General features: G+C 68.8%; 20 protein-coding genes. 11 read left to right on the forward strand and 9 right to left on the reverse strand.

Annotation, left to right across the window (positions count from 1 at the left end; all coding sequences use genetic code 11):
• Positions 1–10: 10 nt before the first annotated feature.
• Positions 11–754: an SGNH/GDSL hydrolase family protein gene (locus ACTZQ5_RS05215; RefSeq protein WP_443584096.1), complete on the forward strand. Its 744-nt coding sequence runs from the start codon at positions 11–13 to the stop codon at positions 752–754.
• Positions 751–2,223 (forward strand): carboxylesterase/lipase family protein, encoded by a 1,473-nt coding sequence (locus tag ACTZQ5_RS05220; RefSeq protein WP_443584097.1) that lies wholly within the window; start codon positions 751–753, stop codon positions 2,221–2,223. The genes ACTZQ5_RS05215 and ACTZQ5_RS05220 overlap by 4 nt, the downstream gene beginning before the upstream one ends.
• A 35-nt stretch (positions 2,224–2,258) precedes the next feature.
• Here the strand turns inward: ACTZQ5_RS05220 and ACTZQ5_RS05225 are convergent, their stop codons facing one another.
• Positions 2,259–3,158: an ROK family protein gene (locus ACTZQ5_RS05225; RefSeq protein ID WP_443584098.1), complete on the reverse strand. Its 900-nt coding sequence runs from the start codon at positions 3,156–3,158 to the stop codon at positions 2,259–2,261.
• 238 nt (positions 3,159–3,396) lie between these two features.
• Between ACTZQ5_RS05225 and ACTZQ5_RS05230 the strand changes: the two genes are divergently transcribed.
• Together ACTZQ5_RS05230 and ACTZQ5_RS05235 are read left to right on the forward strand one after the other, a co-directional pair.
• The gene (locus ACTZQ5_RS05230; RefSeq protein WP_443584099.1) at positions 3,397–4,638 is read left to right on the forward strand and encodes an ROK family protein; all 1,242 of its coding nucleotides are present in this window, start codon (positions 3,397–3,399) and stop codon (positions 4,636–4,638) included.
• A complete protein-coding gene (locus tag ACTZQ5_RS05235; RefSeq protein WP_443584100.1) occupies positions 4,635–6,467 on the forward strand; it encodes a glycoside hydrolase family 9 protein in 1,833 nt (610 codons plus the stop codon). The genes ACTZQ5_RS05230 and ACTZQ5_RS05235 overlap by 4 nt, the downstream gene beginning before the upstream one ends.
• Here the strand turns inward: ACTZQ5_RS05235 and ACTZQ5_RS05240 are convergent.
• Both ACTZQ5_RS05240 and ACTZQ5_RS05245 read right to left on the reverse strand, forming a co-directional pair.
• A complete protein-coding gene (locus ACTZQ5_RS05240; RefSeq protein ID WP_443584101.1) occupies positions 6,442–7,464 on the reverse strand; it encodes a cupin-like domain-containing protein in 1,023 nt (340 codons plus the stop codon). The genes ACTZQ5_RS05235 and ACTZQ5_RS05240 overlap by 26 nt on opposite strands.
• 104 nt (positions 7,465–7,568) lie before the next feature.
• Positions 7,569–10,952, reverse strand: coding sequence for a TonB-dependent receptor (locus ACTZQ5_RS05245; RefSeq protein ID WP_443584102.1), 3,384 nt, complete (start codon positions 10,950–10,952; stop codon positions 7,569–7,571).
• Positions 10,953–11,180: 228 nt separating this feature from the next.
• On the opposite strand from ACTZQ5_RS05245, the gene ACTZQ5_RS05250 reads away from it, so the two are divergent.
• From ACTZQ5_RS05250 to ACTZQ5_RS05260, 3 genes are read left to right on the forward strand one after another with little or no spacing between them, the layout of a single operon-like run.
• Positions 11,181–12,680, forward strand: a complete 1,500-nt coding sequence (locus tag ACTZQ5_RS05250; RefSeq protein WP_443584103.1) for a tryptophan halogenase family protein — start codon at positions 11,181–11,183, stop codon at positions 12,678–12,680.
• Positions 12,677–14,113: a tryptophan 7-halogenase gene (locus ACTZQ5_RS05255; RefSeq protein ID WP_443584104.1), complete on the forward strand. Its 1,437-nt coding sequence runs from the start codon at positions 12,677–12,679 to the stop codon at positions 14,111–14,113. Before ACTZQ5_RS05250 ends, ACTZQ5_RS05255 begins: the two co-directional genes overlap by 4 nt.
• Positions 14,110–15,582, forward strand: coding sequence for a tryptophan halogenase family protein (locus ACTZQ5_RS05260; protein WP_443584105.1), 1,473 nt, complete (start codon positions 14,110–14,112; stop codon positions 15,580–15,582). Before ACTZQ5_RS05255 ends, ACTZQ5_RS05260 begins: the two co-directional genes overlap by 4 nt.
• Here ACTZQ5_RS05260 and ACTZQ5_RS05265 read toward each other — a convergent pair.
• Both ACTZQ5_RS05265 and ACTZQ5_RS05270 read right to left on the reverse strand, forming a co-directional pair.
• Positions 15,579–17,945 (reverse strand): putative bifunctional diguanylate cyclase/phosphodiesterase, encoded by a 2,367-nt coding sequence (locus tag ACTZQ5_RS05265; protein WP_443584106.1) that lies wholly within the window; start codon positions 17,943–17,945, stop codon positions 15,579–15,581. The two genes, ACTZQ5_RS05260 and ACTZQ5_RS05265, sit on opposite strands and share 4 nt — an antisense overlap.
• Positions 17,945–18,550: a methylamine utilization protein gene (locus tag ACTZQ5_RS05270; protein ID WP_443584107.1), complete on the reverse strand. Its 606-nt coding sequence runs from the start codon at positions 18,548–18,550 to the stop codon at positions 17,945–17,947. Before ACTZQ5_RS05270 ends, ACTZQ5_RS05265 begins: the two co-directional genes overlap by 1 nt.
• Positions 18,551–18,636: 86 nt before the next feature.
• Here ACTZQ5_RS05270 and ACTZQ5_RS05275 point away from each other — a divergent pair, with 86 nt between their 5' ends.
• Both ACTZQ5_RS05275 and ACTZQ5_RS05280 read left to right on the forward strand, forming a co-directional pair.
• Entirely contained in the window at positions 18,637–19,521 is an 885-nt protein-coding gene (locus ACTZQ5_RS05275; RefSeq protein WP_443584108.1) for a DUF3034 family protein, read from the forward strand.
• A 44-nt stretch (positions 19,522–19,565) separates the two neighbouring features.
• Complete coding sequence (locus ACTZQ5_RS05280; RefSeq protein WP_443584109.1) at positions 19,566–20,060, forward strand: group I truncated hemoglobin; 495 nt, start codon at positions 19,566–19,568, stop codon at positions 20,058–20,060.
• Between the two features lie 428 nt (positions 20,061–20,488).
• Here ACTZQ5_RS05280 and ACTZQ5_RS05285 read toward each other — a convergent pair whose 3' ends face one another.
• On the reverse strand, positions 20,489–20,779 hold the full coding sequence (locus ACTZQ5_RS05285; protein ID WP_443584110.1) for a CsbD family protein: 291 nt from the start codon (positions 20,777–20,779) through the stop codon (positions 20,489–20,491).
• A gap of 82 nt (positions 20,780–20,861) precedes the next feature.
• Positions 20,862–21,245, reverse strand: a complete 384-nt coding sequence (locus ACTZQ5_RS05290; protein ID WP_443584111.1) for a reverse transcriptase-like protein — start codon at positions 21,243–21,245, stop codon at positions 20,862–20,864.
• A gap of 77 nt (positions 21,246–21,322) precedes the next feature.
• On the opposite strand from ACTZQ5_RS05290, the gene ACTZQ5_RS05295 reads away from it, so the two are divergent.
• On the forward strand, positions 21,323–21,577 hold the full coding sequence (locus ACTZQ5_RS05295) for a glutaredoxin domain-containing protein (protein WP_443584112.1): 255 nt from the start codon (positions 21,323–21,325) through the stop codon (positions 21,575–21,577).
• Positions 21,578–21,604: 27 nt separating this feature from the next.
• Here the strand turns inward: ACTZQ5_RS05295 and ACTZQ5_RS05300 are convergent, their stop codons facing one another.
• Entirely contained in the window at positions 21,605–24,322 is a 2,718-nt protein-coding gene (locus ACTZQ5_RS05300; RefSeq protein WP_443584113.1) for an exo-rhamnogalacturonan lyase family protein, read from the reverse strand.
• An 11-nt stretch (positions 24,323–24,333) separates the two neighbouring features.
• On the reverse strand, positions 24,334–24,990 hold the full coding sequence (locus tag ACTZQ5_RS05305) for a DUF6250 domain-containing protein (protein WP_443584114.1): 657 nt from the start codon (positions 24,988–24,990) through the stop codon (positions 24,334–24,336).
• 163 nt (positions 24,991–25,153) lie between these two features.
• Between ACTZQ5_RS05305 and ACTZQ5_RS05310 the strand changes: the two genes are divergently transcribed.
• Positions 25,154–25,939 carry a rhamnogalacturonan acetylesterase gene (locus tag ACTZQ5_RS05310; RefSeq protein WP_443584115.1) on the forward strand — a complete coding sequence of 262 codons (786 nt, stop codon included), beginning with the start codon at positions 25,154–25,156 and terminating at the stop codon, positions 25,937–25,939.
• Positions 25,940–26,033 lie beyond the last annotated feature (94 nt).

A 26,033-nucleotide genomic window follows, 5' to 3' on the forward strand; every position in this document is an offset into this window, starting at 1 on the left:
GGTGCCTCCCATGAAGCTCGCCGCCGCCCTGATCCTCGCAACGCTCGCCAGCCCCGCGCTCGCGCAGACGCAGCCTACGCCTGAGCAGAAGGCGCAATGGGAACGCGAGGCGGAGGAGCGGCTGCACAAGGACTTCGCCTGGCTCGGCCGCTACCAGGAGGCGAATGCCAAGGTCACCGGTCCGGTGAAGGTCGTCTTCCTGGGCGATTCGATCACGCAGGGGTGGTTCGACATGGTGCCCGGCTTCTTCACGACCGGCCGCTACGGCCGCGGCATCGGCGGGCAGACGACGCCGCAGATGCTGCTGCGCTTCCGCCAGGATGTGATCGACCTCCACCCGCAGGTGGTGCAGATCATGGCCGGAACCAACGACATCGCCGGCAATACCGGCCCGATGACGCCGCAGCAGACCAAGGACAACATCATGTCGATGGCCGAACTGGCGCGCGCGCACGGTATCCGCGTCATCCTCGCCTCGATCCCGCCCGCGGACCATTTCCCGTGGCGGCCGGGCCTCGACACCGCGACGCAGATCGCGGCGCTCAATGGCTGGATGAAGGAATATGCGGCGCGCACCGGCGCGACCTATGCGGACTATTGGGGGGCGCTCCACGACGGTCAGGCGCTGAAGGCGGCATGGACCTATGACGGCGTGCATCCCAACAAGGCAGGCTATGCGGTGATGGCGCCCGTCGCCGAGGCGGCGATCCGCAGCGCGATGGCCAAGCCCGCGCCGAAGGCGATCGCGCAATGACGATCGTGCTGGCGCTGGCACTTGCGGCGGCAGCGACCGGGCCGATCGTCCGGACCGACGACGGTCCGGTACAAGGCGAGGCCGCGGCGGGCGGCGGCGCGGCATTCCGCGGCATTCCCTTCGCCGCGCCGCCGGTCGGCCCGCTGCGCTGGCGCGCGCCCGCGCGGCCCAGGCCCTGGACGCAGCCGCGCGCGACGGTGGCCGAGCATGCCGCCTGTCCGCAGATCGTCTACGGCGACTGGAACCGCGCCGCGGCGAACGCCAGCAGCGAAGATTGCCTCTTCGTCGACGTGCGCACGCCCGACCTGACGGGCAAGCTGCCGGTGCTGGTCTGGATCCATGGTGGCAGCAATCGCGCCGGCGGTGGCGGCGGCACAGTGGAGTCGCGGATCACCGACAAGGGGATCGTGCTGGTCAGCGTCCAATATCGTCTGGGCACGCTCGGCTTTCTGTCGCACCCGGCGCTGAGCCGCGAACAGGGCGGGCACAGCGGCAATTACGGGCTGATGGACCAGCAGGCGGCGCTACGCTGGGTGCAGCGTAACATCGCGCGCTTCGGTGGGGATCCTGCGCGGGTGACGATCGCCGGCGAATCGGCGGGCGCGATGGACGTCGGCCTCCACATGCTCAGCCCGGGCTCGCGCGGCCTGTTCCGGCAGGCGATCGCCGAAAGCGGCACGGCAGGCTTCGGCACACAGCCACGCAGCCTTGCCGCCAACGAGGCGCTCGGCACGCTGATCGCGAAGCGCGCCGGCCTGCCCGGCACCGCCACGGCTGCACAACTGCGTGCCCTGTCGATGGCGGCGGTGCTCAAGGCCGACGATGCGGTGGACGTGCCGGGGCTCGACGACGACAGCTTCGTGTGGTTGCAGGCGGTGGTCGACGGACGCGTGCTGCCCGATGCCCCTGCCCGCCTGCTGGCGAGCGGCCGGATCAACCCCGCCCCGCTGGTGATCGGCGTCAATGCCAAGGAACTGGGGCTGCACGGCGGCCTGCCCGCCGCAGCGGCGACCGTGCGGCGGGAATTCGGCGCCAACTCCGGCCGCGCGCTTACCCTGTACGGCCTGCAACCCGGCGGCACACCGGTATCCGATCCGCACCTCGGCGACGTGACGCAGCAACTGGCGACCGACCTCACCTTCCGCTGCCCGACCATTGCCGTCTCGAACGCGCTCGCAGCGCACGGCGGCCGGGTATGGCAGTATCAATTCGATTATGCGCCGCCGGGCGGCACCGTCAGCCATGCGAGCGAACTCGGCTACCTCTTCAATACGCCCCAGCCGGGCCAGCCGCCGCTGCAGGCCTATTGGGTGAATTTCGTGCGCACCGGCGAGCCGAACGGCGCCGGCCTCGTCCATTGGCCGGCCTATGACCGCACGCGCCGCGATTATATGGCGTTCGATCAGGACGGTCCCGTCGCGAAGACCGGCCTGCGCCAGTCGATCTGCGCGCTGCGCGACGTGCCTTGATCCATTCGTCCCCCGTGAGGGGGAGGGGTACAGGATCACCCACTCGCCCACAGCCGGGCGGCGCCACGCACGCCGGAACTGTCGCCCCATTTCGCCGCAACGATCCGGCCTTCCCAGTCGCCACCGAAGCTGTAGCGGTCGATCACCGCCGGCAGGCGGTCGTAGATTTCGGCGACGTTGCTCATGCCGCCGCCCATCACGAACACGTCGGGATCGACGATGTTGGCGATCATCGCCATCGCCCGCCCCAGCCGGTCGACATAGGCATCGAGCGCCGCGACCGCGGCTTCGTCACCGCGCCGTGCGGCCTGGATGATGGCGGGGCCGTCGAGCGTGTGGCCGGTGCGCGTCGCCATATCCTTTTGCAGGCCGGTGCCGGACACGAGCATGTCGAGGCAGCCATGCTGGCCGCACCAGCATTTCGGCCCGGGATATTCCGCCGCGGTCATCCACGGCAGCGGTACGTGCCCCCATTCGCCGCCCATGCCGTTGGCACCCTCGACGATCCGCCCCTCGACCACCAGACCGCCGCCGACGCCGGTCCCGACGATCACCGCGAAGGCCGACCGGGCACCCGCCGCCGCGCCATCCACCGCTTCGGACAGGGCGAGGCAATTGGCATCGTTCGCCATCCGCACTTCGCGACCCAGCGCCACCTCCAGATCCTCGCGGAACGTCCGCCCGTTGAGGAACGTCGCGTTGGCGTTGCGCATCCGCCCGTCGCGCGGATTGATCGACCCGGGCGTGCCGATCCCGACCGTGCCGGCGCTGCCCGCCTCCGCCTCCGCACGCACGATCAGCTCGCGCACGTCGCGGATCGCGCGGTCGTAATCGCCGGGATTGGGCGCCCGCACCCGCGCCAGGAACTGGCCACCCGCGTCGAGTGCCGCCGCCTCGATCTTGGTGCCGCCGAAATCGATGCCGATCTGAATCACGTGCGTCCCTCTCTCGTCCGGGACGGCAGCGGCGCGTCGTCGCGCTTCCCGCCATCCTCTGCTTCGTTGCCGACACCCTAGGCAGCACCGCTGCTATGGTCTACATTGGTATCGTACCGCCTTAATAATAAACACAAATTGAAATATTTCTAATGTCCTGCGGGCTCGATTGTCGTACCTGTTCGGATGACGAAAGCACCGGGCCCGTCTAGGGTGACGGCGCAGCAAAGGATGGGGGATGCAGATCAGCTTCGGCGCCAAGACCGGCCGGCGTGCCGATCCGTCAGCGACGGACGGGCGCGATGCACGGCTGTCGCGCAGCCTGTCGGGCACCAATCTGGAACGGGCCGGCGATTACAACCTGCGCACGGTGCTCCAGGCGGTGAGGCTGGGCGGCGATACGACGCGCGTCGCCATCGCCCAACAGACCGGACTGACCGCGCCGACGATCGCCAACATCACCGGCCGACTGATCGACATGGGGCTGGTCCGCAACGCGGGGCGTATGCAGGGAGGCCGCGGACAGCCGGCGCTGCGGCTTCAGATCAACCCGGACGGCGCCTTCGGCATCGGCCTCAACATCGATCGCGATCACCTGACGCTGGTGACGCTGGATCTGGCCGGGCAGGTGCGCAGCCGTGCGACGCGCGAGATCGCCTTCGCCATGCCCGACGATGTCGTTGCCTTCGTCACCGACGTGATCGATCAGGTGATCGCGGAGGGCGGCGTGGACCGCGACCGGGTGCTCGGCGTCGGCGTTGCCATCCCCGACGATCTCGGCCGCATCGCGCTGCCGCATCGTCCTGAAGGCTATGACCGGTGGAACGAGGTGAACCTGTCCGCCATGCTGTCGGTGCTGCCCTGGCCGGTGCATTGCGACAATGACGCCGCCGCCGCGGCGCTGGGCGAGGCGGAATATGGCACCGCCTTCGACAATCCGAGCTTCTTCTACCTGCTGATCAGCGCCGGGCTCGGTGGCGGGCCGGTGATCGACCGCTCCTATCATCGCGGCGCCAATGCGCGGAGCGGCGAGATCGGGTTGATGCCCGATACGACGGGCCGGCCCGGCGCGACGGTGCAGGATACCGTGTCACTCTCCGCCCTGTTCGCACGTCTGGAAACGGCCGGCTTCGCCCGCCCCGGCGTCGCCGGCCTCGCCAACGAGGATCCCGGCTTTACCGCGGTGATCGACGGCTGGATCGCCGATGCGGTGCGTGCATTGACCGCGCCGCTGGTGGCGATCAACTGCCTGCTCGATCCCGATGCGATCCTGATCGGGGGACGGCTGCCGGTGCCGCTGATCGAGCGGCTCGCCGCCGGCCTCACCCTCGCACTCGATGCCGTGCCGCAGCCCTCGCGCGCCGCGATCATGCCGGCGGTGATGGCGCAGGACGCGCCCGCGATCGGCGCGGCGATCCTGCCGTTTCTGGATCACATCCTCCCCTCCGACTCGATCCTGATCCAGAGCGGCCGCCAATGACAAGCAAGCCGCTACTGCTCGCCGCTCTGGCATTGGTGGCGGCGAACGAGCCGTCCCCCAGCACGATCCGGGTCGACCAAGCGGGCTATGAGACGTTCGGTCCCAAGATCGCGATCGTCGCCACGCCCGATGCCGCGCCGCGACCATGGACGCTGCGTGACGCGGCCGGCACGGTGGTGGCGGAGGGGCGGACCATCCCGTTCGGCCCCGAGGCATCGTCCGGCGAGATCGTGCAGCGGATCGACTTCGGCACAGTGACGCGCCCGGGCACCGGCTATCGGCTGGGGATCGCCGGTGAGCGCAGCCAGCCCTTCCCAATCGCCGATCGTCCGTTTGCGGACGCCGCAACGGCGGCGATGAGCTTCTTCTATCAACAGCGCAGCGGCGTGCCGATCGACCCCCGCTACGTCCAGCGCCCCGATCTCGCCCGCCCCGCCGGCCAGCCGAAGGAGGTCGTCACCTGCTTCTCCGGCAAGGATCAGCGCGGCGTCAACTGGCCGGGCTGCGCCTATCGGCTGGATACCACCGGTGGCTGGTACGACGCGGGCGATCACGGCAAATATGTCGTCAACGGCGGCCTGTCGGCGTGGACGCTGCTGGACCTGCACGAACGGCTGGCGCAATGGGGCGATCCGCAGGCCTTCGCCGACGGCCGGCTGGCGCTGCCGGAGCGTGGCAACGGCCAGGACGACCTGCTCGACGAGGCGCGCGTGGAGGTCGCGTTCCTGCTCGCCATGCAGATACCGGACGGCAAGCGGCTGACCGTCGCCTTCAAGACCGACAGTGGCGCGCCGGCGAGCGATTTCCGGACGATCGACGCCGGGGGCCTCGTCCACACCAAGGTCGCCGACGAGCAGTGGACCGGCCTGCCGATGGCGCCGGCCGACGACCCGATGCGCCGCTTCCTCTATCCGCCCTCGACGGCTGCGACCTACAACATGGTCGCCGTCGCGGCGCAGGCGGCGCGGATATGGCGGAACAGCGATCCTGCCTTCGCCGCACGCGCACTCGCCGCCGCCCGTCGTGGCTGGGCAGCGGCGCAGCGCGTTCCCGATCTCTATGCCAGTTCCGATTTCGCCGGCAGCGGCGGCTATGGCGACCGGACCATCGCCGACGAACGCTTCTGGGCCGCGGCGGAGCTGTTCACGACGACCGGCGAGGCCCCGTATCGCGAGGCGATCGCTGGCTCCCCGTTCCTGCACGACGACAGTCCCGATTTCGGCTGGAGCGGCACCGCGCTGCCTGGCCTGCTGACGCTCGCGACAATGCCCAACCGGCTGCCCGCGCCAACCGTTGCCGCGATCCGCAAACAGGTCGTATCGCTCGCCGACCGCATCCTCGCCGAACGGGCGACGAGCGGCTATCGCATGCCGAAGGCTGGAGCGACGTTCGACTGGGGTTCGAATTCGACGATGCTCAACCGGGCCATTGTGCTCGGCGTCGCCTGGCAGATCACCCGCAAGCCGGTGTATCGCGAAGCCGTCGTCGATGTTGCGGATTACGTCTTCGGCCGCAACGCGCTGGATCGCTCCTTTGTCACCGGCTTCGGCGGCCGCACCATGCACCAGCCGCACCACCGTTTTTGGGCACAGGCCGCCGATCCACGCTATCCCGCGCCACCGCCCGGCGTGATCTCCGGCGGCCCCAACAGCAGCGCGCGTACCGACGATGCCGTGCTGAAAGGCAAGTGCGTCGGCCAGACCTGCTGGCGCGACGATTGGCGCGCCTTCACGATGAACGAGGTCGCGATCAACTGGAACGCACCGCTCGTCTGGGTCACCGCCTTCCTCGACGCGACCCGCGTCAGGGGCGCCCCAACGCCCGCATAAGGTAGCTGCGGATACGCTCGGTGCGCTCACGCGAGGGCGTGTCGAGCACGCCCCGCGCCGGCTGCGGCAGGTGGTCGCCGGCGGCTGCGGCACCGTCGCCGAAGACATAATGGTCGAACCAGCCGCGCACCGCCTCGCGCTCGCCCGGCGGCAGATCACGCACCGCGAGCAGCGCGTGGATCATCGCCGCAAAGGGAGAGGCCGCCGCCTGCTGCCCCCACCAATAATTGACCAGCAGGTTGAGCGGCCCGCGCGCCGTCACGTCGTGCCACCACAAGGAGGGCACGAAGATTGCATCGCCCGGCTCCAGATCGGCGACCTGCATCGTCGCCATCGCCGCGGCGAACCTGGGGTAGCGCGCGAGGTCGGGCGCTTCGAGGTCGACCATGCTCGTCGGCTGTCCCGCGATCGTCCGGTCGAGCGGCCCGACGTACAGGTTCGGTCCCTGGTCGGGCGGGAAGAGCACGAAGCGTCGCTGCCCTGCGACCACCGCTGCGATGTTGCTAGACACGTCGTAATGGGTCGCGACGCGGCTGGCGTTGCCGATCCACAGCCGCGGGGTGGCATCGGGAGTCGCGAGCGGCAACGGATTTGCCTCCACCCATCCCGGGAAGCTGTCGGGCGCGCTGGCCGCGCCTGCATAGAGCGCCGCGGGTGCCGGATCGGCAACCTGGGCGACCAACTGGTCGAGCAGGATCGGCAACAATACCTGCGCCCGGGTGAAATTGAAGCCGGTGAGGTCGGGCGAATAGAAGAAGCGCCCGCCGACCTCCGGCGCGGCGACCATCACGTCTGCGGGACGCCCCCCGTCAAACCGGCGGATGTACGCCGCCATCGCGGCGGGGCCACCCTGCCCGGCTGCCACAGCCGGCCAATGGCGGACAAGACCGCGCAATACCACAGGACGGTAGGCGGGCACGACCTCCGCGGCGAACCGCTCGGGCGTGATATCGCGGATTTCGGGGACGCGCGCCGCGGACTCGATCGCCTTGCTCATGGACTTACCCTTCCCGTCCCATCGCTTAGCCGATCCAACGCCCTGAAACAAAGACAGGTGGAGAGCCCGAAGGCTCCCCACCCGCCGGGGAGGAATGGAACGGATCAGAACGTGAGGCGCGTCGTGATCGAGAACTGGCGGTCGCTCTTGAAGTACGAACGCGGTGCGGTGAGCCCCTGCGGGTTGAGCAGGAACACCGTCCGGGTGGTCGTATCGAGCAGGTTCTGCGCCTCGATACCGATCTTGAAGTTCTTGTTGACCGTCAGGAAGACCGATCCGTCGAGCTGACCGGTCGACAGCGCGTAGACCGGCAGGAACGGGAAGCAGCAATCGCGGTTGGTCAGCAGGAATTTCGAACGCCAGCTATAGGCAAAGCGCGTGTAGATCCCGCCCTTGTCGTAGAAGGCGGCAACGTTGAAGTTATACTTCGACAGGCCAGCGAGCGGCAGGTTCGAATAGATGCCCGTCACGTCGAGCGGCGGGCGCGATCCGTCCGCCGCGCCATTGGTCGGCACGCCGTTGGGGATGTTGCTCGGATCGACGAAGGTGAAGGTTGCCTGCGTGCCTAGACCTGACAACAGCCCCGGCAGGAAGTCGTAGGTCTGCTGGTAGCTCAGCTCGAAGCCCTTGACCTTACCATGACCGGGAGCGTTCGCCGGGCCGTTGACGGTCACGTTGAACGTCTGCCCGTTGTTGGTCAACGATCGCTGGTAGCCGTAGTTGTCGAGGATGATGTTGGTCAGGTCCTTGTAGAAGACCGCGCCAGTCAACGAGCCCACCTTGGCGAAATACCATTCGGCGGTGAGATCGAACTGCGTCGCCTCGATCGGCCGCAGATAGGGGTTCTTGGCCGATGCCTGGAAGCTGTAGTTGCCCAGACTGTTGCCGCCCGACGGCTGCACTCCGGTGTAATCCCGCAGATCGCCGAAATTAGGCCGCGAGATCGCCTTCGATGCGGCGAAGCGGAACAGCAGCTTGTCTGTCGCCTGCAGTTTGAGGTTCAGGCTGGGCAGCCAATTGCCGAACTTCTGGCTGACGACATCCGGTCGGGAACCGCCATTTGAAAAAGCCTGGACCGCAGTCTGCTGCGCCGGACTCAGCGAGCAGATGACCGGAATCGTGCCCTGCTGGGACGGATTGGCGATCGAATAAGCGCAATAGCTCGCCAGATCGGTGTAGCGGGGCGGGTTCTGCGTATCCGGCGTGAAGACGTTGTTCGGCGTCGGGAAGGTGAGCGCGCCAAAAGAATCGTCCTTGGTGTGCACATAGCGCACGCCGATGTTACCGGACAGGCTCATCCCGCCCGCGAAATCGTCGATGCCGAAGTCGGCACGGGCATAGGCAGCCCAGGTCGTTTCCTTGTTCCGATAAAATTCGTTCGGCAGGAAGTATCCGTCTTTCACGCCGCTGCGATCCTCGATCGGCGTGTAGTTGCCGCCGCCCTGCTTGGTGACATTGCGCAGCAGGTTCATCAGCGCATCGTGATCGCGCATGATGTTGTCCGGGATGTACCAGGTCGCGGGCGGTTGCACGGCCTGGTTGCGATAGAAGTCGTTATAGCCGAACAGCGAGGCCTGGTTCGCCGCGACGCTGTTGAAGCCGACGGGGCCGCCGCCGGTCCAAGTGTCCGACACCGCGCCCCAGTTGTTGTAGTCGTTGGTTCGGACGGTCTGGTCGCGCTTGGCATAACGGCCGCCGACACGCACCTTGCGCAGGAAGCTTTCCTCGCTGAGGTCATATTGGACATCGCCGCGGAACGCCCACTCGTCCCCATCATTGTCGGCGCGGTTGTTGAACGCGTCGCGGAAGTACGTCGACGCCTTGTTGCCGAAATAGGCGGCGGTGTTGAAGCCATCGGGGCGCAGCGTGATCTGCGGCACCTTGCCGCGCAGGTCGATATCGACGCCGGAATAGGTCGCCATATCGACGATATCGTCTATATTTTCCGAGTTCGACTTCACGTACTGGCCGTCGAGGTTGATGTGCAGCCGATCGGTCGGATCGATCTTCGCGTTGAGCGAGAAATCCTGCGTCGTCGCCTTCTGATAGAAATACCGGTTCGAGAACGTCGTGAAGATGCCGTTCGGCGCGAACTGGTTGAGCTGGCAATAATGGCTCGGCGAACCGTCGGCGTTGGTGCCGCAGACGCGCGTGGGATCGGTGCCGAACACCGGTCCCGACCGTTTGACGATTGATCCGCTGGTGAAGACGCCGTTCGCGTCATAGGTGTTGGTCGTACCGGCCCGCGGGAAGGTGGTGGTGACATCGCCATAATAGACGTTCGGCTCGATCGTCTTTTCCAGCCAGTTCTGCTCGCCTTCCGTCCGCAGATATTGCGCCGTCAGCAGGAAGGTCTTGGCCGCGTTCTCGAACTGCGCCGCCGCCGACACACCGATGCGCTTGCGATCGAAGGTCTGCGTGCGCGATCCGCCGCCGACCGGCGCGTAGACGGGGCCGGCACCGCCGTTGGGCACCGGATAGGTATCGAACAGCGACGATGAGAATCCGGTACCGGCGTTGATCGTGCGGCCTTCGCCGGGATCCTGCACGCCGTTGCCGTTGCGGTCGTCGTTATAGCGCGGCAGCATGGAGGCGAGGAATACCGAATCCGAGCGGCTGTACTGCTGCGAATAACTGGCGCTTGCGAGCACGCCGAAGCGGCTGCCGCCTGCGGTATCCCACTGCTGGCTATACAGGCCGACAACCGAGGGCGCACCGCGCCGCTCCAGGTCGCCCCAGTTCATGCTGCCCGACAGATAGATCAGGCGCTGATCCTGATCGAAGGGCTTGCGCGTGTTGATGTTGACGGTGCCCGAGATGCCGCCTTCGATCAGATCGGCGGTCAGGTTCTTGAACACCTCGACCGAGCCGATCAGTTCGCTCGGCACGTCGTTGAAGCCGATCTCGCGTCCACCCGACACCGCAAAGGTATCGCGGCCGTTGAATTCGCCGCGCACATAGCTGAGGCCGCGAATGACGACGCCCGAACCTTCGACCGAGAAGTGCTGCGAGTCGTTCGGCGCGGCGAAGCGGCTGATCGCGACGCCGGGGACGCGCTGCAGCGCTTCGTTGACGGAACGATCCGGCAGCGCGCCGATGTCCTGCGCGGTGATCGCGTCGACGACGGTGTCGCTGTTCTTCTTGATGTTCTGCGCGGTGGCGAGGCTCTGACGCACGCCGGTGACGACGATCTCGTCGCGATCGGTGTCGGGCGGGGTGACCGAGGCGTCCTGCGACGCGCCGGAGGTGCCGGTGGTGGCGCCGGCCTGCCCTTGCGCGGTCGGCGCGGTGCCGGCATCCACGGCCGGGGTACCCGATGTCGTGCCCTGCGATCCATCGGTTACCGGCTTGGTCGGCGTGGTCGTATCCTGCGCGAAAGCCGGCTGAGCGGCGCACAGCATCGCCAGCGCCGAAACGCCGATGCTGAGGTCACGCAGCCGAAGGCGGCCGGCATTGCGGCCAGCATCTGACGTACCACGAACGATCATGTTGTCCCCTTTCAGTCCTCATCCCGAAACCGCCTTTCAGTGCGAAGCCGAAAGGTCTGGCTGTAGGTGCTTGAGCACATTGCTCAATGTGTCTGACTCACGTGGTATCGTGACCAAAATCACGCCACAAGCGGAATTATCGCAACTTGATATAAGTATTCCGTTGGGTAGGTTTTTGAGCAACAGGTATGACCGGATAGGGACGGCTTTCCGGCGGAGGGAGATGGCGTGGAGGCGGATCGACGGATCAGGGTGGTGATCGTCGGCGGTGGCACGGCGGGGTGGATGACCGCCGCTGCGCTCGCGACGCTCGCGTCGGGGGCGGCGCGGGTGCATCTCGTCGAATCGGCGGAGATCGGTATCGTAGGGGTCGGCGAAGCGACGCTGCCACACCTGCGTGCGTTCATCACCCGTCTGGGGATCGACGAAGCGGCCTTCATGGCGCAGACCCACGCCACGTTCAAATTGGGTATCGAGTTCAGCGACTTCGGTTCGATCGGCGAGCGCTACATCCATCCTTTCGGCCCGTTGGGCCGGCCGCTCGCCGGCGTCGGGTTCCACCATTATTGGCTACGCCACCACCGGGCAGGCGCCGTGCCACCGATCGGTGACTATTCTACCGGCATCGTGGCGGCGCAGGCTCTGCGATTCGCCAGACCGGCAGCCGACCCCGACGCGCTGGATGGCGCCTATGGCTATGCCTACCAGTTCGACGCGACGCGATTCGCGCCGTTCCTGCGCGCGCATGCCGAAGCGCGCGGTGCGGTGCGCAGCGAAGGGCGCGTGATCCAGGTCGACCGCAATGAAAGCAACGGTGACGTGACCGCTATCAGGCTCGATGACGGGCGGCGGATCGAGGGCGACCTCTTCATCGACTGTTCGGGGTTCCGCGCGCTGCTGATCGGCGGTGCCATGGGTGAGGCATGGGAGGATTGGTCGCACTGGCTACCGTGCGACCGTGCCGTCGCCGCGCCCTGCGCATCGCCGCCGGGCGGGATCGAGCCCTATACCCGCGCCATCGCGATGGCAGCGGGCTGGCGCTGGCGCATCCCCCTCACCCATCGCGTCGGCAATGGCTATGTCTATGCGAGCGCCCATCTGTCGGACGGCGAAGCCACCGATGCGCTGGTCGCCGGACTCGAAAGCCCGCCGCTTGCCGAGCCGCGGACCCTGCGCTTTCGCGCCGGACGGCGGCGGCGCAGCTGGGTCGGCAACGTGCTGTCGGTAGGGCTGGCGTCCGGCTTCCTCGAGCCGCTGGAATCGACCAGCATCTATCTGGCGCAGATGGCGATCACCCAGCTGATCGAACATTTTCCGGACGCCCGCGTGGCCGACGCCGATCGCGACGGCTTCAATGCGCTGGTCGATGCCGAATACGACCGGATCAGGGATTTCCTGATCCTGCATTATCACGCCACCCGCCGCGACGATTCGCCGTTCTGGAACCATGTCCGGACGATGACGATCCCCGACAGCCTGGCCGAGAAGATGGCGCTGTGGCGCGAAACCGCCCAGGTTTCCCGCTACAGCCACGGCCTGTTCCTCGAACCCAGCTGGGTGGCGGTTTACCTCGGCCAGGGCATCGTACCGGACGGCTGGGATCCGCGCGCCGACCTGCCGGAGGCGGACGCTCTCGACCGCGCATTGGCGGGATTGCACGGCGGCATCGCGAGCGCGGTTGCCGGCATGCCGGACCACAAGGCCTATCTGGCGGCCGACGCCGCATGAACGACCGGTCGAGCTTGCAGCAGATCGTCGTGGTCGGCGGCGGCCTCGTCGCGACCTGTGCGGCGATCGGATTCGCGCGTGCCCTGCCTCGGGCGGTGGTGACGCAGATCGCGATCCCGGTGGATCCGGCAGCCTGCGCGGATCGATTCCCCGCCGTGGACGCGCGTGGGCTGGTGCTGCTTGCGCGGCTGGGGATATCGGAGGACGCGCTGGTCGCTGCCGGCGCCGCGACCCACCGCGTGGGCACGCGCTTCGACTGGGGCGCAGCGCCGTTCGCGATCGGCGAGGGCGAAGGCACCGCGACGCTGGCGGGAGCAGCGCTGCACCAGCTGTGGCGGGCGCACGGCGATGGCCCGTTCGATGCGCTGGTACCGGGTGCCGCGCTCGCGACGCAGGAACGCTTCGTCCACCCGTCCGACGACGCTGGATCGCTGCTGTCGCGGATCGACTATGCGCTGCGTCTCGATGCCGCCTGCGCCGCGCCACTGCTGGCGGGCGCCGCACGCGCGGCCGGCGTGCGGACCGTCGCGGCGCAACGGACCGCCGCGGTATATGAGGAGAGCCGGCTCGGCGGCGTGACGGTCGACGGCGCGACCTTGGCCGCCGACCTGTTCATCGATGCGAGCGGCCCGGCTGCCTGCCTCGCAGCGCCGAGTACCGCATGGATCGACTGGCACGCGACCTTGCCGGCCGATCGGCTGCTGCTCGCCGTCGGCCCTGCGCGCCCATCCCCGACCGATGGCTATGAAGCGGTCGGCGATGGCTGGAGCGCACGCTGGCCGCTGGCCAGTCGCACGCTGCGCGGCTTCGCCTACACCGCCGCGGTGACGAACGACGCCCGCGCGCGCCGTCTGTTCCCACACGAGGCGGAGCGGATCGCGCTGCACGCGCGCCGGCAGGAGGCGCCGTTTACGGGCAATGTGCTGGCGATCGGCGATGCGGCGGCGGCGCTGGGGCCACTCGGCTGGCTCGGCCTGCCGCTGGCGCTGGTGCAGATCGAACTGGCGCTGGAGCTGATGCCTGCGCGGGGCGACGGACCGCGCCTTGCCGTCGAATACAATCGGCGTGCTGGCCTCGCCGCCGATCGCATGCACGCTTATGCCGCGGCGTTCTATCTTGCCGGCGCTGCCCGCAAGGGGCCGTTCTGGCACGCGGCGCGCCGGGCGCTGCCGCCCGAGGAGCTGGAACGGGCACTGGCGCAGTTCGGCCGCCGCGGTACGCTGCCGCCGCTGGACGAAGCGATGATCCCGAAGGCGCTCTGGCAGCAGGCGCTGATCGGCCTCGGCGTGCGCCCGGAGCGCCCCGATCCGGTGGCGCTGTCGGTACCGCGGGCAAGCGCGGTCGCGGCACTGGCGCAATGGCGCGCCGCGGTCGGCGGACTGGCGCCGTCGCTTCCCCCCTACCCCGATTATCTGGCGAGACTGATGCGATGAGTGGCGAATCGATCGGACGCGTGGTGATCGTCGGCGGCGGCACGGCGGGATGGATGGCCGCCGCCGCCGCAGCGCGCTTCCTGGATGACGGCCAGCGCACCGTCACCTTGGTCGAATCGGACGCGATCGGCACCGTCGGCGTCGGCGAGGCGACGATCCCGCCGATCCGCGGCTTCAACGCGCGGCTTGGGATCGACGAGGGGGAATTCCTGCGTGCGACCGGGGGCACGCCCAAACTCGGCATAGAATTCGTCGGCTGGACCGATGGCGGCGACCGCTACATCCACCCGTTCGGGACGCATGGCCGTGATATCGAGGGGCTGAACTTCCACCAGCTGTGGCTGAAACTGCGCGATCGGGACGGGATCGGCGGCATCGACGACTATGCGATGTCGGCGGTGGCGGCACGTGCCGGCCGGTTCGCGCCTCCCTCTCCCGACCCCCGCTCGCCGCTGTCGGGGCTGGAATATGCCTATCACTTCGACGCCGGACTCTACGCCGCATTCCTGCGCCACCGGGCCGAGGCGCAGGGGGCGAAGCGGGTGGAGGGGCGGATCGTCGGCGTCGACCATGACGCGCGCGGCCATGTCGCCGCGGTGCGGCTGGAGGGCGATCGCCGGATCGAGGGCGACCTGTTCATCGACTGTTCGGGCTTCCGCAGCCTGTTGCTGGGCGAGGCGATGGGCGTCGCGTTCGAGGATTGGTCGCACTGGCTGCCCTGCGACCGCGCCATCGCCGTGCCGACCGCGCGCACCGAGCCGTTGCTACCCTATACCCGCGCGACCGCACACGGCGCGGGCTGGCAATGGCGCATCCCGTTGCAGCATCGCACCGGCAACGGCCACGTCTATGCGAGCGCGTTCATCGGCGACGAGGAAGCGGAGCGCGTCCTATGCGGCAACCTGGACGCCGCGCCGACCGCCGAGCCGCGCCGCCTGCGCTTCACCGCGGGGCGGCGGCAGCGGATGTGGGCGGGCAACGTCGTCGCGCTGGGGCTTGCCGGCGGCTTTCTGGAGCCGCTCGAATCGACCAGCATCCACCTGATCCAGGCCGGCATATCGAAGCTGTTCGGCCTGTTCCCCGACATGCGCTTCACCGACATCGAGCGCGACGAATACAACCGGCTGATGGCGGATCAATATGCGTCAATCCGCGACTTCATCATCCTGCATTATGCCGCGACGCGGCGCGACGACACGCCGTTCTGGAACTACGTCCGTACCATGGCGCTGCCCGACACGCTGGCACGCAAGATCGCGCTGTTCCGCGAAAAAGGGCGCATCTTCCGCTACGACGACGAATTGTTCGCGATCCCGAGCTGGGTCGCGGTGATGGTGGGACAGGGGATCATGCCCGACGGGTATGACCCCGTCGTGGATGCACTGGATGCGGACAAGGTCGCCGGTGCGCTGCGCCAGATGCGCGCGAACTACGCTGCGATGGCGCAGCAGATGCCCGTCGTCCGCTAGGCCGCCCGGGCGAGGCGCGCGGGCAGCAGGCGCGCGATGCCCTCGATCTCCACCGGGCGGCTGAGCAGGAAGCCCTGGATGCTGTCGCAACCCTGGCCGCGCAGGCAGCCGAGCTGTGCCGCATCCTCCACCCCCTCGGCGGTGATTTCCATGTGCAGCGCGCCGGCGAGGTCGACGATCGCGCGCACGATCGCGGCGCTGCTCTCGTCGGCGGCACAGTTGGTAACGAACGAGCGGTCGATCTTGAGCTTGTCGAAGGGGAAGCTGCGCAGGTAGCTCAACGACGAATAGCCGGTGCCGAAATCGTCGAGCGCGATGCGCACGCCCATTTCGCGCAGCTGGTGCAGCAGCTTCAGCACATGATCCTCGCCGTCGAGGAACACCGATTCGGTGATCTCGATCTCCAGCCGCCTGGCGGGCAGGCCGCTGCGCGACAGCGCCTGCATCACGATCGCGGCGAAGCCATGGCTGCGGAACTGGAGCGGCGATACGTTGATCGCGACACGCACATGGTCGGGCCAGTGCATCGCCTGCCGGCACGCCGCGTGCATCACCCATTCGCCGATGCCGACGATCAGGCCCGTGTCCTCCGCCACCGGGATGAACTCGACGGGCGACACCTCGCCACGGGTGGGGTGGTGCCACCGCAACAGGGATTCGAAGCCGCCGATGCGGTCTGCCTTCAGGTCGTAAATCGGCTGGAAGTTGAGGCGGAATTGGCCCGTTATCAGCGCTTCGCGCAGGTCCAGTTCGAGTTGGCGGCGCTTGCGCGCGGCGATGTCCAGCGCCTCTTCGAAGAAGCGGTAGACGCAGCGCCCGTCGCGCTTGGCACGGTAGAGCGCGAGATCGGCGTTCTTGAGCAGCTGTTCGGAGTCGCGGCCATCCGACGGGGACAGCGCGATGCCGATGCTGAAGCCGGTGGCGATCTGATGGCCGGCGGCCTCGATCGGCTGCGCCGCGGCATCGAGGATCGACTGGGCGAGCGCTCGCGGCCGGTCGGGATCGACCCTCCCCGAGAGGATGATGGCGAATTCGTCGCCGCCCAGCCGGGCGACGAGGCCGTCGGGCGCCAGCCGCGACAGCAGCGCGCCGACCTGGCGGAGCAATGCGTCGCCGACCGGATGGCCGAGCGTATCGTTGACGCCCTTGAACCCGTCGAGGTCGAGGCAGAGCACCGCCACCTTGTCGTCGTTGCGCGCGGCAAGCGCCATCGCCTGGTCGAGCGCCTGACGGAACGAGATGCGGTTGGGCAGGCCGGTGAGCGTGTCGTGGAAGGCGAGGTGCGAGATGCGATTCTCGCGGTCGACGATCCCCTGCGACATGCGGTTGAAGCTTTGCGCGAGGCGGCCGATCTCGTCCTCGCCGGTCACCGCGACCTCGGTCCGGGCGCCTTCCTCCAGCGTCCGTGCGGCGGCGTCGAGCGCGTGCAGCGGCCGGGTGATGGTGCGCGCGAGCCTGAGGCTGCCGAGCACCACCAGCGCGACGCCGATGAGCCCGGCAAGCGCAAGGCCGAGCTGCAACGGCAGATACGGGGCCAGCGCCGCCTGCAACGGATAGCGGATCAGCAGCGCCGCATCGGCGCGCCCGTCCGGCCCGGCGAGCGGCTTGGCGATGGCAAAGGCATGGCCGCTCGGCAGCGACAGCGTGACCAGCGGCCGCTGCGTCGCCGAACGCGCGACGAGTGCGTCGACCGCGCGGCTCGACGGCACCGAGCCGTCCGATGCGCGCCACTGACCGCCCGCGTCGCGGTGGAGCATGGTCGCGGTCAGCGGAATGGCGGACAGCCGCTCCAGCCCGCGCATCTCGGCCGCGTCCAGCGGCAGCGCGAGCACCACCGTACCGATCTGCATCGGCGCCAGCACCGGCGAGACGACGACGCGATAGATGCGGCCGCGCGCCACCAGCACAGCGTCGCGCCGGCCGTCCTGCAGCTGATCCGGCAGGCGGGCGAGCGCCGGCGCCAGCGCGCTGCCCGCGCCGATCACCCGTCCGTCCGGTTCGACCACCATCGCCTGTTCGACGCCGGCCCGCGCCCGCAGCGTTTCGAGCGCCGATTCGATCGTCGCGCGGTCGCCGGTCGCCACCGCGGTGCGAAAGCCGAAATCGTGCGCCAGCACGTCGGCGATGCCAGCGATGGTGCGCGCACGCAGCGTCCACAGGCCGTCGTAGACGCTGCCGCTGGCCGTCAGTTCGGCGGCCACCGACGTGCGCGCATGCGTCCAGATCATCACCTGCGCGGTGATCCCGAGCACCGCCAGCGCCGCGGCGAACATGCCGGTATAGAGCACCGCCAGCCGCCCACGCAGCGTGCGGAACCGCAGCGGCAACGGCAACAGACGGGCCAGGGATCTCGGCAGACGCATCAGCGGCGGATCGTCAGCGTCGTCGCATAGCCCGATGCCGGCACGCTGGCACTCTGCGCCAATGTATTGCCCGGCGCGCGGATCGACGGCGACCACAGGCGGAGCGTCACCGCGCCGGCGGGCACGTCGGGGATGCTGACCCGCCCCTGCGCATCCGTCCGGGCATAAAGAGGCGTCGCTGTCACCACCACGAAGCCGCTCATCGTATCGTGGATATTGCACCCCAGCGCGACGACACCGGCGGTGTCGAAGGTGACGCTGCGCTGATCCTCGCGCCCGTAGAGCTTGAGGTCGAAGCGCTTGGCCTTGGAAAAGGAATAGACGTGGTGGCGCACGGTATCGCGGTTGGGGAAGGAGACCTGCGCCCCCACCGGCACGACCAGGATGTGCGGCTGAAAGGCGATCGCCTTCTGCTCCATCACATAGGGGCCGCGCGGCACGGCACGCGGTGCGGCCGCGCTTTCGATCATCACCACGCCGTCGGTCAGCGGCGATCCGTCCGGCTGGCGCACGGCGATGGTCACCGTCGCCGCCGAGGCGAGGGATGGCAACAGCAGGGTCAACATGACGAGCGGCAGGCAGGCGACGGGGGACAGGACACGCATGTGCGCAACCGTAGCGCATGCGACGTTGAAACTTCCTGAAACCGGTACTTACACAATCTTCACCATAACGGACATAAAGCCGCGGCATGGTGTTCCCCAAGTCCTGCATTGCCGGTGTCCTGATGCTGGCCGCGGCCATGACCGCCGGTCCGGCGGCGGCCAATCAGCGCCGAAACGGCGGCAAATTGTTGCTGACCAACGGCGTGTCCTCCGTCGAGGGAGCGGCTGGCGGCGGGCTGGCGACCTGGGCGGTGATCGCCGGCAACGAAACCGAGGATGGTAACGGCGCTGCCGTGCACGCGACCTATGTGGCGCTGCCCGATTTCGATCTGACCAGCGCCGGAGCCGCGATCGGCCTGTCCGACCGGGTCGAGCTGTCCTATGCCTATCAGCGTTTCGACACGCGTGCCGCGGGGGCCGCGCTGGGGCTGGGCCGCGGCTTCACCTTCGGCCAGCATATCGTCGGCGCCAAGCTGAAGATCGCCGGCGATGCCGTCTGGGCGCAGGATACGATCCTGCCGCAGATCGCGCTGGGCGTGCAATACAAGGCGGCCGAGCGCGGCGCCGTGTTGCGAGCCGTGGGCGCGCAACGGACGCGCGGCACCGACCTGTACGTCGCCGCCACCAAGGTGTGGCTGGCGCAGGGCGTGGTCGCCGACGCGACGGTGCGCTTCACCAAGGCCAACCAGTTCGGCCTGCTCGGCTTCGGCGGCCCGCGCGGGCAGGCCCGCAGCGCGCAGTTCGAAGGGTCGCTCGGCAAGATGCTCACCCGCAAGCTGGTCGTCGGCGCGGAATATCGCACCAAGCCCGACACGCTCGGCTTCGCGCAGGAAGACGACAGCTACGACCTGTTCGCCGCCTGGGCCGTGCATCGCAACGTGTCGGTGACGGCTGCCTATGTCGACCTGGGCGATATCGCCACGGTGCGCGGGCAGCGCGGATTGTTCCTGTCGCTGCAAGGCGCGTTCTGACCCTTCGGCCCGTGCCGTAACCCTATCCTGCCAAGGACCTGCCGATGATCCTCCCGCTCCTCCTCGCGCTTCAGGCCGTGCCGGCGACGCCGCCGCCGGGCGAAGAGCCCGTCGCGCCCTATGTCGCGGCGGACGCCAATGCCGGCGCCACACCGTTCGCGGGCGACGGGATGTGGCGCGCCTTTCACGGACGCGACGGGGTCGATCGGATCGTCGAGGATATGGTGGCGCGCAACGTCGCCGATCCGCGGATCAGCGACATCTTCAAGGGGCAGGACCTCGTCCGGCTGCGGCGGACGCTGAAGGAGCAGTTCTGCTACATCCTCAACGGCGGCTGCCGTTACAGCGGCCGGACGATGCGCGCGGCGCATCAGGACATGGGCGTGCAGCAGGCCGACATGGCGGCGCTGGTCGAGAATTTGCAGGCGGCGATGCGCCGTGAGGGCGTCGGGTTCGCGGCGCAGAACCGCTTCCTTGCGAAGCTCGCGCCGATGCACCGCGACGTGGTGAAGATCCGCGGGCCGCGGCCGGCGCAATAGCCGTGGGCTGCATCGCCGCCGGTGGTGTCGTGCCGCCACGGTTCGGCATTGCGGCCTTTTGTCCCCTGCCCGCTGAAACGGGGCCAGCACTTATCGGCTGTCTGATCCGCGGCGGTATTCTTCAGTCCTCCGTCATGCCGGACTCGGTCCGGCATCCACCGGGCCGCTCACCAATACGCTCTTGATTTTGCGGCACGGTGGACCCCGGAACAAGTCCGGGGTGACGGGAAATATTGGGACCAACGACATTCATCCTCGCCCGCCAGGGGGAGGTGGCAGGCGCAGCCTGACGGAGGGGGAGGTAAGCAACGACCAACGTTGGGAGTCCTCCCCCTCCGTCGCCTTCGGCGCCACCTCCCCCTGGCGGGGGAGGATGAAGAGGGACGCCCTCCCCCGCTGCCGCGAAGGAGGGTTTCGGGGCGGTTCGCTTACGCCGTCTTGCCGCGGAGCGTGTTGAGGATCGCCAGGCCGACGACGCCGGCGAGGGCCGCGGTGGCGAACGGGCGCTCGTTGGCGAACTTGCGCGCCTTGTCGGCGAGCGGGGCGGCGTTGCGGGCGACGGTTTCCTTGGTGTCGCCGAACGTCTTTTGCACCTTGCCGCTGATCTGGTCGGCGAGGCCGGCGTTCTGGGTCTGCGTGTCGCCGGTCGCCTGACCCACGGTTTCCTTGACCTTGCCCGCGAGGTCGCCGGCGGTGCCTTCGATCTGGTCCTGGTTCATCTCGGCTCGCTCCTGTGATGATGAGACGGCGACAAACGCGCAAGGCGTGGAGAGTTTCCGCAACTGCGAACGCGGCAAGCGATCAGCGCGGATAACGGCTGGCGAGTGCGATGCCGGCGAGGTTTTTGGAGCGCCCGACGTGGCGCACCGTCACCCGCGCCAGGGTGGCGGTCGCGGCGCGAAAGGCGGCGAGGTGCGCCTGCATCTGCGGACTGCGCGGCCGCCACGTGCCCCGCGCCTGCTCGACGACCGACAGCGCATCGCCGATCAGCAGCACGTCCTGCGCACCGGCCGCCCGCGCGATCTCCACCGCATGCAGCAGGGCGAGCCACTCGGCGGTGCAATTGTCGCCTTCGCCGCAATCGTCGCGGATGACGGCACGACCGCCGGTGACGACGGCGATCTCCATCCGCCCCGGATTGGGCCGCGCGCCGCCATCGAAATAGAGCGTCATCCGTTCGGCCATCCTGCCCCTTTCCATGGAACGCTTGGGTGCGCTGCCGCGCTGTAGGACCGAACCGACCTCTGCAAGGATAATCGCCCATGGCCGACCGCCGCCACGCCACGCTGTACCGCATGGTCCTGCCCGATCACACCTGCCCGTTCGGCGTGCGCGCCAAGCAGATCCTGCAGTCGGAGGGCTTCGAGGTCGACGACCGGATCCTGCGTTCGCGCGAGGAGGTGGACGCGTTCAAGGCCGAGCGGGGCGTCGACACCACCCCGCTGGTCATCATCGACGGCGAGACGATCGGCGGCAGCGACGATCTGGAACGCTATCTGGCCAGCGGGGCGGGTTGAGCCGGAGCCGAGGCCACGCGCCGGCCGTCAGTCGCGGCCGGCGTCCTTCTGCCGTTTGCGCCCCGGAGCGTCCGGCGGCACGATGGTCGTGCGATCGAGCGCTTCGGGGATCAGCGCCAGCGTCTGGATCGCCGCGAGCCCCCATTGCGAGGCGGCGTTGGTCGAGACGCCGGGCCATTCCAGCACGCCATCGACGGTGTGCCGCGGATCGGCGGGCCAGGTGCCGAGGCCGGCATCGCCCGACAGGAATTCCTCCGCGGCGCGGGCGGCGAGCGCGGCGTCCTTGTCCTGGAAGGCGGCATAGGCGGTGAGCCGCGACTGCCCCTCGCGAAGGTTGCGCGGGCCGTAGGGCGCGCCGAATTTGGCGAGGTAATCGGCCTGCGGCGCATTGTACCAGCGGCAATATTCCAGCCAGGCGGCGCGATAGCGCGGGACGTCGAGCAGGCGGATCAGTTCGGAACTCACCTCCACCGCGCCGAACACCGCGTTGAGGTGCGACAGGGTGATCTTGCGGTTCTGGTCGATGAAGCGGCCGCTCGCCATGTCGAACGGCGCGCTGCCGGTCATCCAGCCGTGCGGCAGGCGGCCGATCGTTTCGAGCCCCGCCAGGATACGATCCCGCCAGCGGGTGTCGCCGGTGCGCTCCCATTCGGTCAGCCACGCCGCGGCGAGCGGACACCAAGTGGTGCCGAAGGTCATCTCGATCGTGCCGGGCGGCAGCTGCGGCCGCCTGGCACCGGGCACCTTGCGGCCGATCTCGACGCGGGTCAGCGCCTGGTCGGAGGTGGTGAGGTCGCGCAGCAGGTCGCCGACGCGCTCGTCGGCGGTGAGGTAATAGAAGATGCGGCGGTAGCTCGCGTTGCTGACCCGCGGCTGTTTCGAGCTGTCGCTCCAATGCTGCACGCCGTGGCGGGTGCCGAGCCCCCGGAAGCGGCCGGTGTGGTAGACGTCGACCTCGCCCGTATGCCGCGTCATCGCCTCGGCGAAGCGGAACGCCTTGGCATCGCCGGTGCGCAGCACCTGCGTCCACAGCCAGAGGTCGGGGGATAGTTCGCTGTTCGCCCAGGCGAAGCCGCCGATGTCGTAGCGCCACTGATGCCGGTCGGAATCATAGGTGTGCATCACGTCGCCGTGGTTCCAGAAACCGTACCACGACCGGCGATCGACCTCGCCCGTGTAGAAATCGATCAGGTTGGCGAGCTGGTTCTCGATCGCGGTGCGATTGGGGGTCGAGCGGTCGGGCAGCGTCCAGTCGCCGAACACCCGCGCGGCGTGGAGGTGCGCGGGTGCGGTCATCAGCTGCGGCGGCTCGGCCTGCATGCGGGCCATCGCCACCAGCGTGTCGGTCGGCGGGGTGGCGGGCAGCGCCCAGAGCATCAGCTCGGCGGTGCGCGCGATACCGGAGGCATCGTCCCAGCCGGGCTCGTAATCCTCGTAGGTGACCGACAGGCCTTCGTTCTGGGCGTCAAAGCCCTCCATCCCCATCGTACCGTGATAGGGGCGCACGTCCATCGCCGGAGCCTCGGGCGACCAGAGCCAGGCGGTGAGCTGCGCCGTGTCGCCGGTGGCGCCGTCGATGTGGAGCGCGGTCGGATGCCGCTGCCAGAAATAGCGCACGCCGATCGCCGCGCCGCCCGCAGGCGTGCCGACATAGGCGAGGCCGGGCGCACGCCGCCCTTGCGCGCTGTCGATCCAGCCGTGATCGGGGCCGGTCCGCTTGGTGATCGCGAAGCCGTTGGCATTGGGCTGTTCGAGGCGGAAGTCGCCCCAAGCCGGAATGCGCTCCAGCGTGTCGCGCACCGCCGGCGCCATCCGGCCGAGCGGCGGCACCGCCTGCCCGGCGATCTGCGCGTCGCGGAACGCCTTGCCCGGATCGCGACGCAGGCCGGTGAGCGGGCGCACCCCTTCGGCAAAGGTCTGGCCGTCGGTGACGATACGGACGTGGCGGTCGTGCAGCGCACCGGCCAGCGGCACCGCGGCGCGAACGCCGAGTGCCGACAGGAAGTCCCTGGACGCATCGCCGTCGAACACCACGCTGTGGACGATGCGCAGGGCCTGGCTGCCCGCATAGGCGTAGAGGCGGACGGTGAAGGGCAGCCACTGCCGGTCGGCGGCGCGGTGGCGCCCCTCGATCTTCACCACGGCGCGGACCGGGCCGCGCTGCTCCACCGTCACCCGCTCAACCGCACCGGCGAACGGCGTCGCCTCCCCGTGCAGGGGATCGCTGCGCACCGCGCCGACGAGCGTCACCGGGCCGAGCACCGGCTTGCCCGCCACGCGCGCGGAGCGGACCAGTGCCTCGCCCGACTTGCCGACCTCCCACGCGAGGTCGCCGACCTGGATCGTCACCGCATCGGCGGTTTCGGTGACGCGCACCGGCTGGCGCGGCGCGGTTTCGCGGCCGCGGGTGACGACGAGATCGGCGGGCGTCACGTCGGCGGGGATGGCATGCGCGGTCCACTTGATCGAACCATCGGGCCAGGTCGCGGTGGTCCAGCTCTGCGCCGGCACCGCCGCTCCGCCGGCGCCCTGCACCGCCAGGCGCGTGCCCGCCTTCACCACGCCGCGCGGCCAGGCGACGCCGAACGTCTGCCCGGCATGCAGCGCCGGTGCGGCGCCATCGATCCAGCGCACAGGCGCGGGCGCGAACGCCGGCGGCGCTGCGGCGACCAGCCGCGACGGCAGCAAGGCGGTCGCCCCGCCGAGCAGCCCTGCCCGGATGGTATCGCGTCGGCTCGGGTGCATGGCAGTCTCCGTCAACGGCGCGTCACCGATATCCGGCGGATGCGCAAGTGGCTCCAGGTGGTGCGCAGCCCCCAATGGCCGCGCGTGTAGGGATGATCGTCGGCCAGCGTGAACAGCCGCCGCCCGTCGCGCTCGACCGCGACATGACGTCCGTCGACGATCAGGCGGATGCGCGTCCAGACGTTGGGGCGGAGCAGGGTGTCGGGCGCCGACAGGTCATGTTCCGGCAGCAACGGCCGGTTGCCGGGCTGGCCGACGTAGCGGCGGAAGCGCGTCGTGCTGTTCCGGTTGCCGCCGATCCCGACGTAATAGGTCTTGAGGTCGTCATAGGCGGCGAAGGCGCCGCTGCGGCGATGCGCCAGCACCGATCCGCCGTCCGCATCGCTCGCCATCCAGAAGGCGTTGAGATCGCTGACCCGATCGTTCGCGCCGCCGGCCTGCACCGCCATCGCCTCGAACGCGATCGTCACCGGTGCGGTCACCGGCCGCCGCGACCAGAGCGTCACGCCCTTGGGACTGTCGACGTCGATCACCCCGGCACGCACCGTCACGCGAGTGTCCGGCGATTCCGCCTCCACCACCCAGTCGCGCAGAGACGTGGGTGCGGGCACCGCCCCGACCAGCATCGGAGCCGTCGCCATCGCCAGGAGCATCGTGCGGCTGTTCATCGTGGCTGCGCATCCTCTCGCCTTGCGGTCCAGCTTAGGGGGATTGGGTCAGCCTGCCAAGCCTATCCCGGATAATCGCCATCAGTCCCATATTATGGCCATTGCGGTTGCCGAGAGAGGCGCGCATGATGCGGAACACGACAACAGGATGTGGAGAGATCGCATGAAGCTTGGCGGCGCGCTGGCGATGGTTCTGGCTATGCTCGCGACGGGAGCGAGCGATCCGCAGCCGCGCATCTTCATCGCCAGCGATTCCACCGCGCAGGACTACAAGCCGGAAAAATACCCGCAGTCCGGCTGGGGCACGATGCTGCGCTGCGCCGTGCCCGGCGTCACGGTCGAAAATCGCGCGATCGGCGGCCGCAGCACCAACAGCTTCATCCGCGAAGGGCGGCTCGACGGCATCGCCAAGGATTTGCGCAAGGGCGATACGCTGCTGATCCAGTTCGGCCACAACGACGCCAGCATCGACAAGCCCGAACGCTACACCACGATCGACCAGTATAAGGCGAACCTGCTGCGCTTCCTCGATGTGGCCAAGGCCGCGGGTGCGAAGGCGGTGATCCTGACCCCGGTCGCCCGCCGGGACTTCAAGGACGGTGTCGAGCAGCCGAGCTTTCCGACCTATGCCGACGCGGCGCGAGAGGTCGCGCGCAGCACGCGCACGCCGCTGATCGACCTCGGCAAGGCATCGCAGGCCTGGGTACAGGCGGCGGGGCCGGACGCGGCCAAGGCCTATTACCTGCATTACGAAGGCGCGGCCGGTGCGCCGGGTTATCCCAATGGCGTGTCCGACGATACGCATTTCAGCGAATTGGGGGCGCGCCGGGTTGCCGATCTGGTCGCGGTAGGGCTGAAGGCGACGCGGTTGCCGATCGCGAAGCGGATCACCCCGCACGTGCCCGCGCTGACGCGGACGACGCCGGCGGGCGGGCCGTCGTGCGGCTGATCGGGATAGTGGCGCTGATAATGGCGTCCGGCGCGCACGCCACGCCCGTCCGTCACCCCGGACCTGTTCCGGCGTCGACCGCGCCGCAGGTGTC

Source organism: Sphingomonas cellulosilytica (assembly GCF_052321755.1).
GTDB lineage: Bacteria > Pseudomonadota > Alphaproteobacteria > Sphingomonadales > Sphingomonadaceae > Sphingomonas.

Coding starts and splice junctions, on each gene's coding strand:
- ACTZQ5_RS05255 (WP_443584104.1), top strand. CDS start 12,677: ATGAACGACCGGTCGAGCTTGCAGCAGATCGTCGTGGTCGGCGGCGGC.
- ACTZQ5_RS05285 (WP_443584110.1), bottom strand. CDS start 20,779: ATGAACCAGGACCAGATCGAAGGCACCGCCGGCGACCTCGCGGGCAAG.
- ACTZQ5_RS05295 (WP_443584112.1), top strand. CDS start 21,323: ATGGCCGACCGCCGCCACGCCACGCTGTACCGCATGGTCCTGCCCGAT.
- ACTZQ5_RS05310 (WP_443584115.1), top strand. CDS start 25,154: ATGAAGCTTGGCGGCGCGCTGGCGATGGTTCTGGCTATGCTCGCGACG.
- ACTZQ5_RS05275 (WP_443584108.1), top strand. CDS start 18,637: ATGGTGTTCCCCAAGTCCTGCATTGCCGGTGTCCTGATGCTGGCCGCG.
- ACTZQ5_RS05260 (WP_443584105.1), top strand. CDS start 14,110: ATGAGTGGCGAATCGATCGGACGCGTGGTGATCGTCGGCGGCGGCACG.
- ACTZQ5_RS05220 (WP_443584097.1), top strand. CDS start 751: ATGACGATCGTGCTGGCGCTGGCACTTGCGGCGGCAGCGACCGGGCCG.
- ACTZQ5_RS05290 (WP_443584111.1), bottom strand. CDS start 21,245: ATGGCCGAACGGATGACGCTCTATTTCGATGGCGGCGCGCGGCCCAAT.
- ACTZQ5_RS05280 (WP_443584109.1), top strand. CDS start 19,566: ATGATCCTCCCGCTCCTCCTCGCGCTTCAGGCCGTGCCGGCGACGCCG.
- ACTZQ5_RS05305 (WP_443584114.1), bottom strand. CDS start 24,990: ATGAACAGCCGCACGATGCTCCTGGCGATGGCGACGGCTCCGATGCTG.
- ACTZQ5_RS05240 (WP_443584101.1), bottom strand. CDS start 7,464: ATGAGCAAGGCGATCGAGTCCGCGGCGCGCGTCCCCGAAATCCGCGAT.
- ACTZQ5_RS05245 (WP_443584102.1), bottom strand. CDS start 10,952: ATGATCGTTCGTGGTACGTCAGATGCTGGCCGCAATGCCGGCCGCCTT.
- ACTZQ5_RS05265 (WP_443584106.1), bottom strand. CDS start 17,945: ATGCGTCTGCCGAGATCCCTGGCCCGTCTGTTGCCGTTGCCGCTGCGG.
- ACTZQ5_RS05300 (WP_443584113.1), bottom strand. CDS start 24,322: ATGCACCCGAGCCGACGCGATACCATCCGGGCAGGGCTGCTCGGCGGG.
- ACTZQ5_RS05235 (WP_443584100.1), top strand. CDS start 4,635: ATGACAAGCAAGCCGCTACTGCTCGCCGCTCTGGCATTGGTGGCGGCG.
- ACTZQ5_RS05230 (WP_443584099.1), top strand. CDS start 3,397: ATGCAGATCAGCTTCGGCGCCAAGACCGGCCGGCGTGCCGATCCGTCA.
- ACTZQ5_RS05270 (WP_443584107.1), bottom strand. CDS start 18,550: ATGCGTGTCCTGTCCCCCGTCGCCTGCCTGCCGCTCGTCATGTTGACC.
- ACTZQ5_RS05215 (WP_443584096.1), top strand. CDS start 11: ATGAAGCTCGCCGCCGCCCTGATCCTCGCAACGCTCGCCAGCCCCGCG.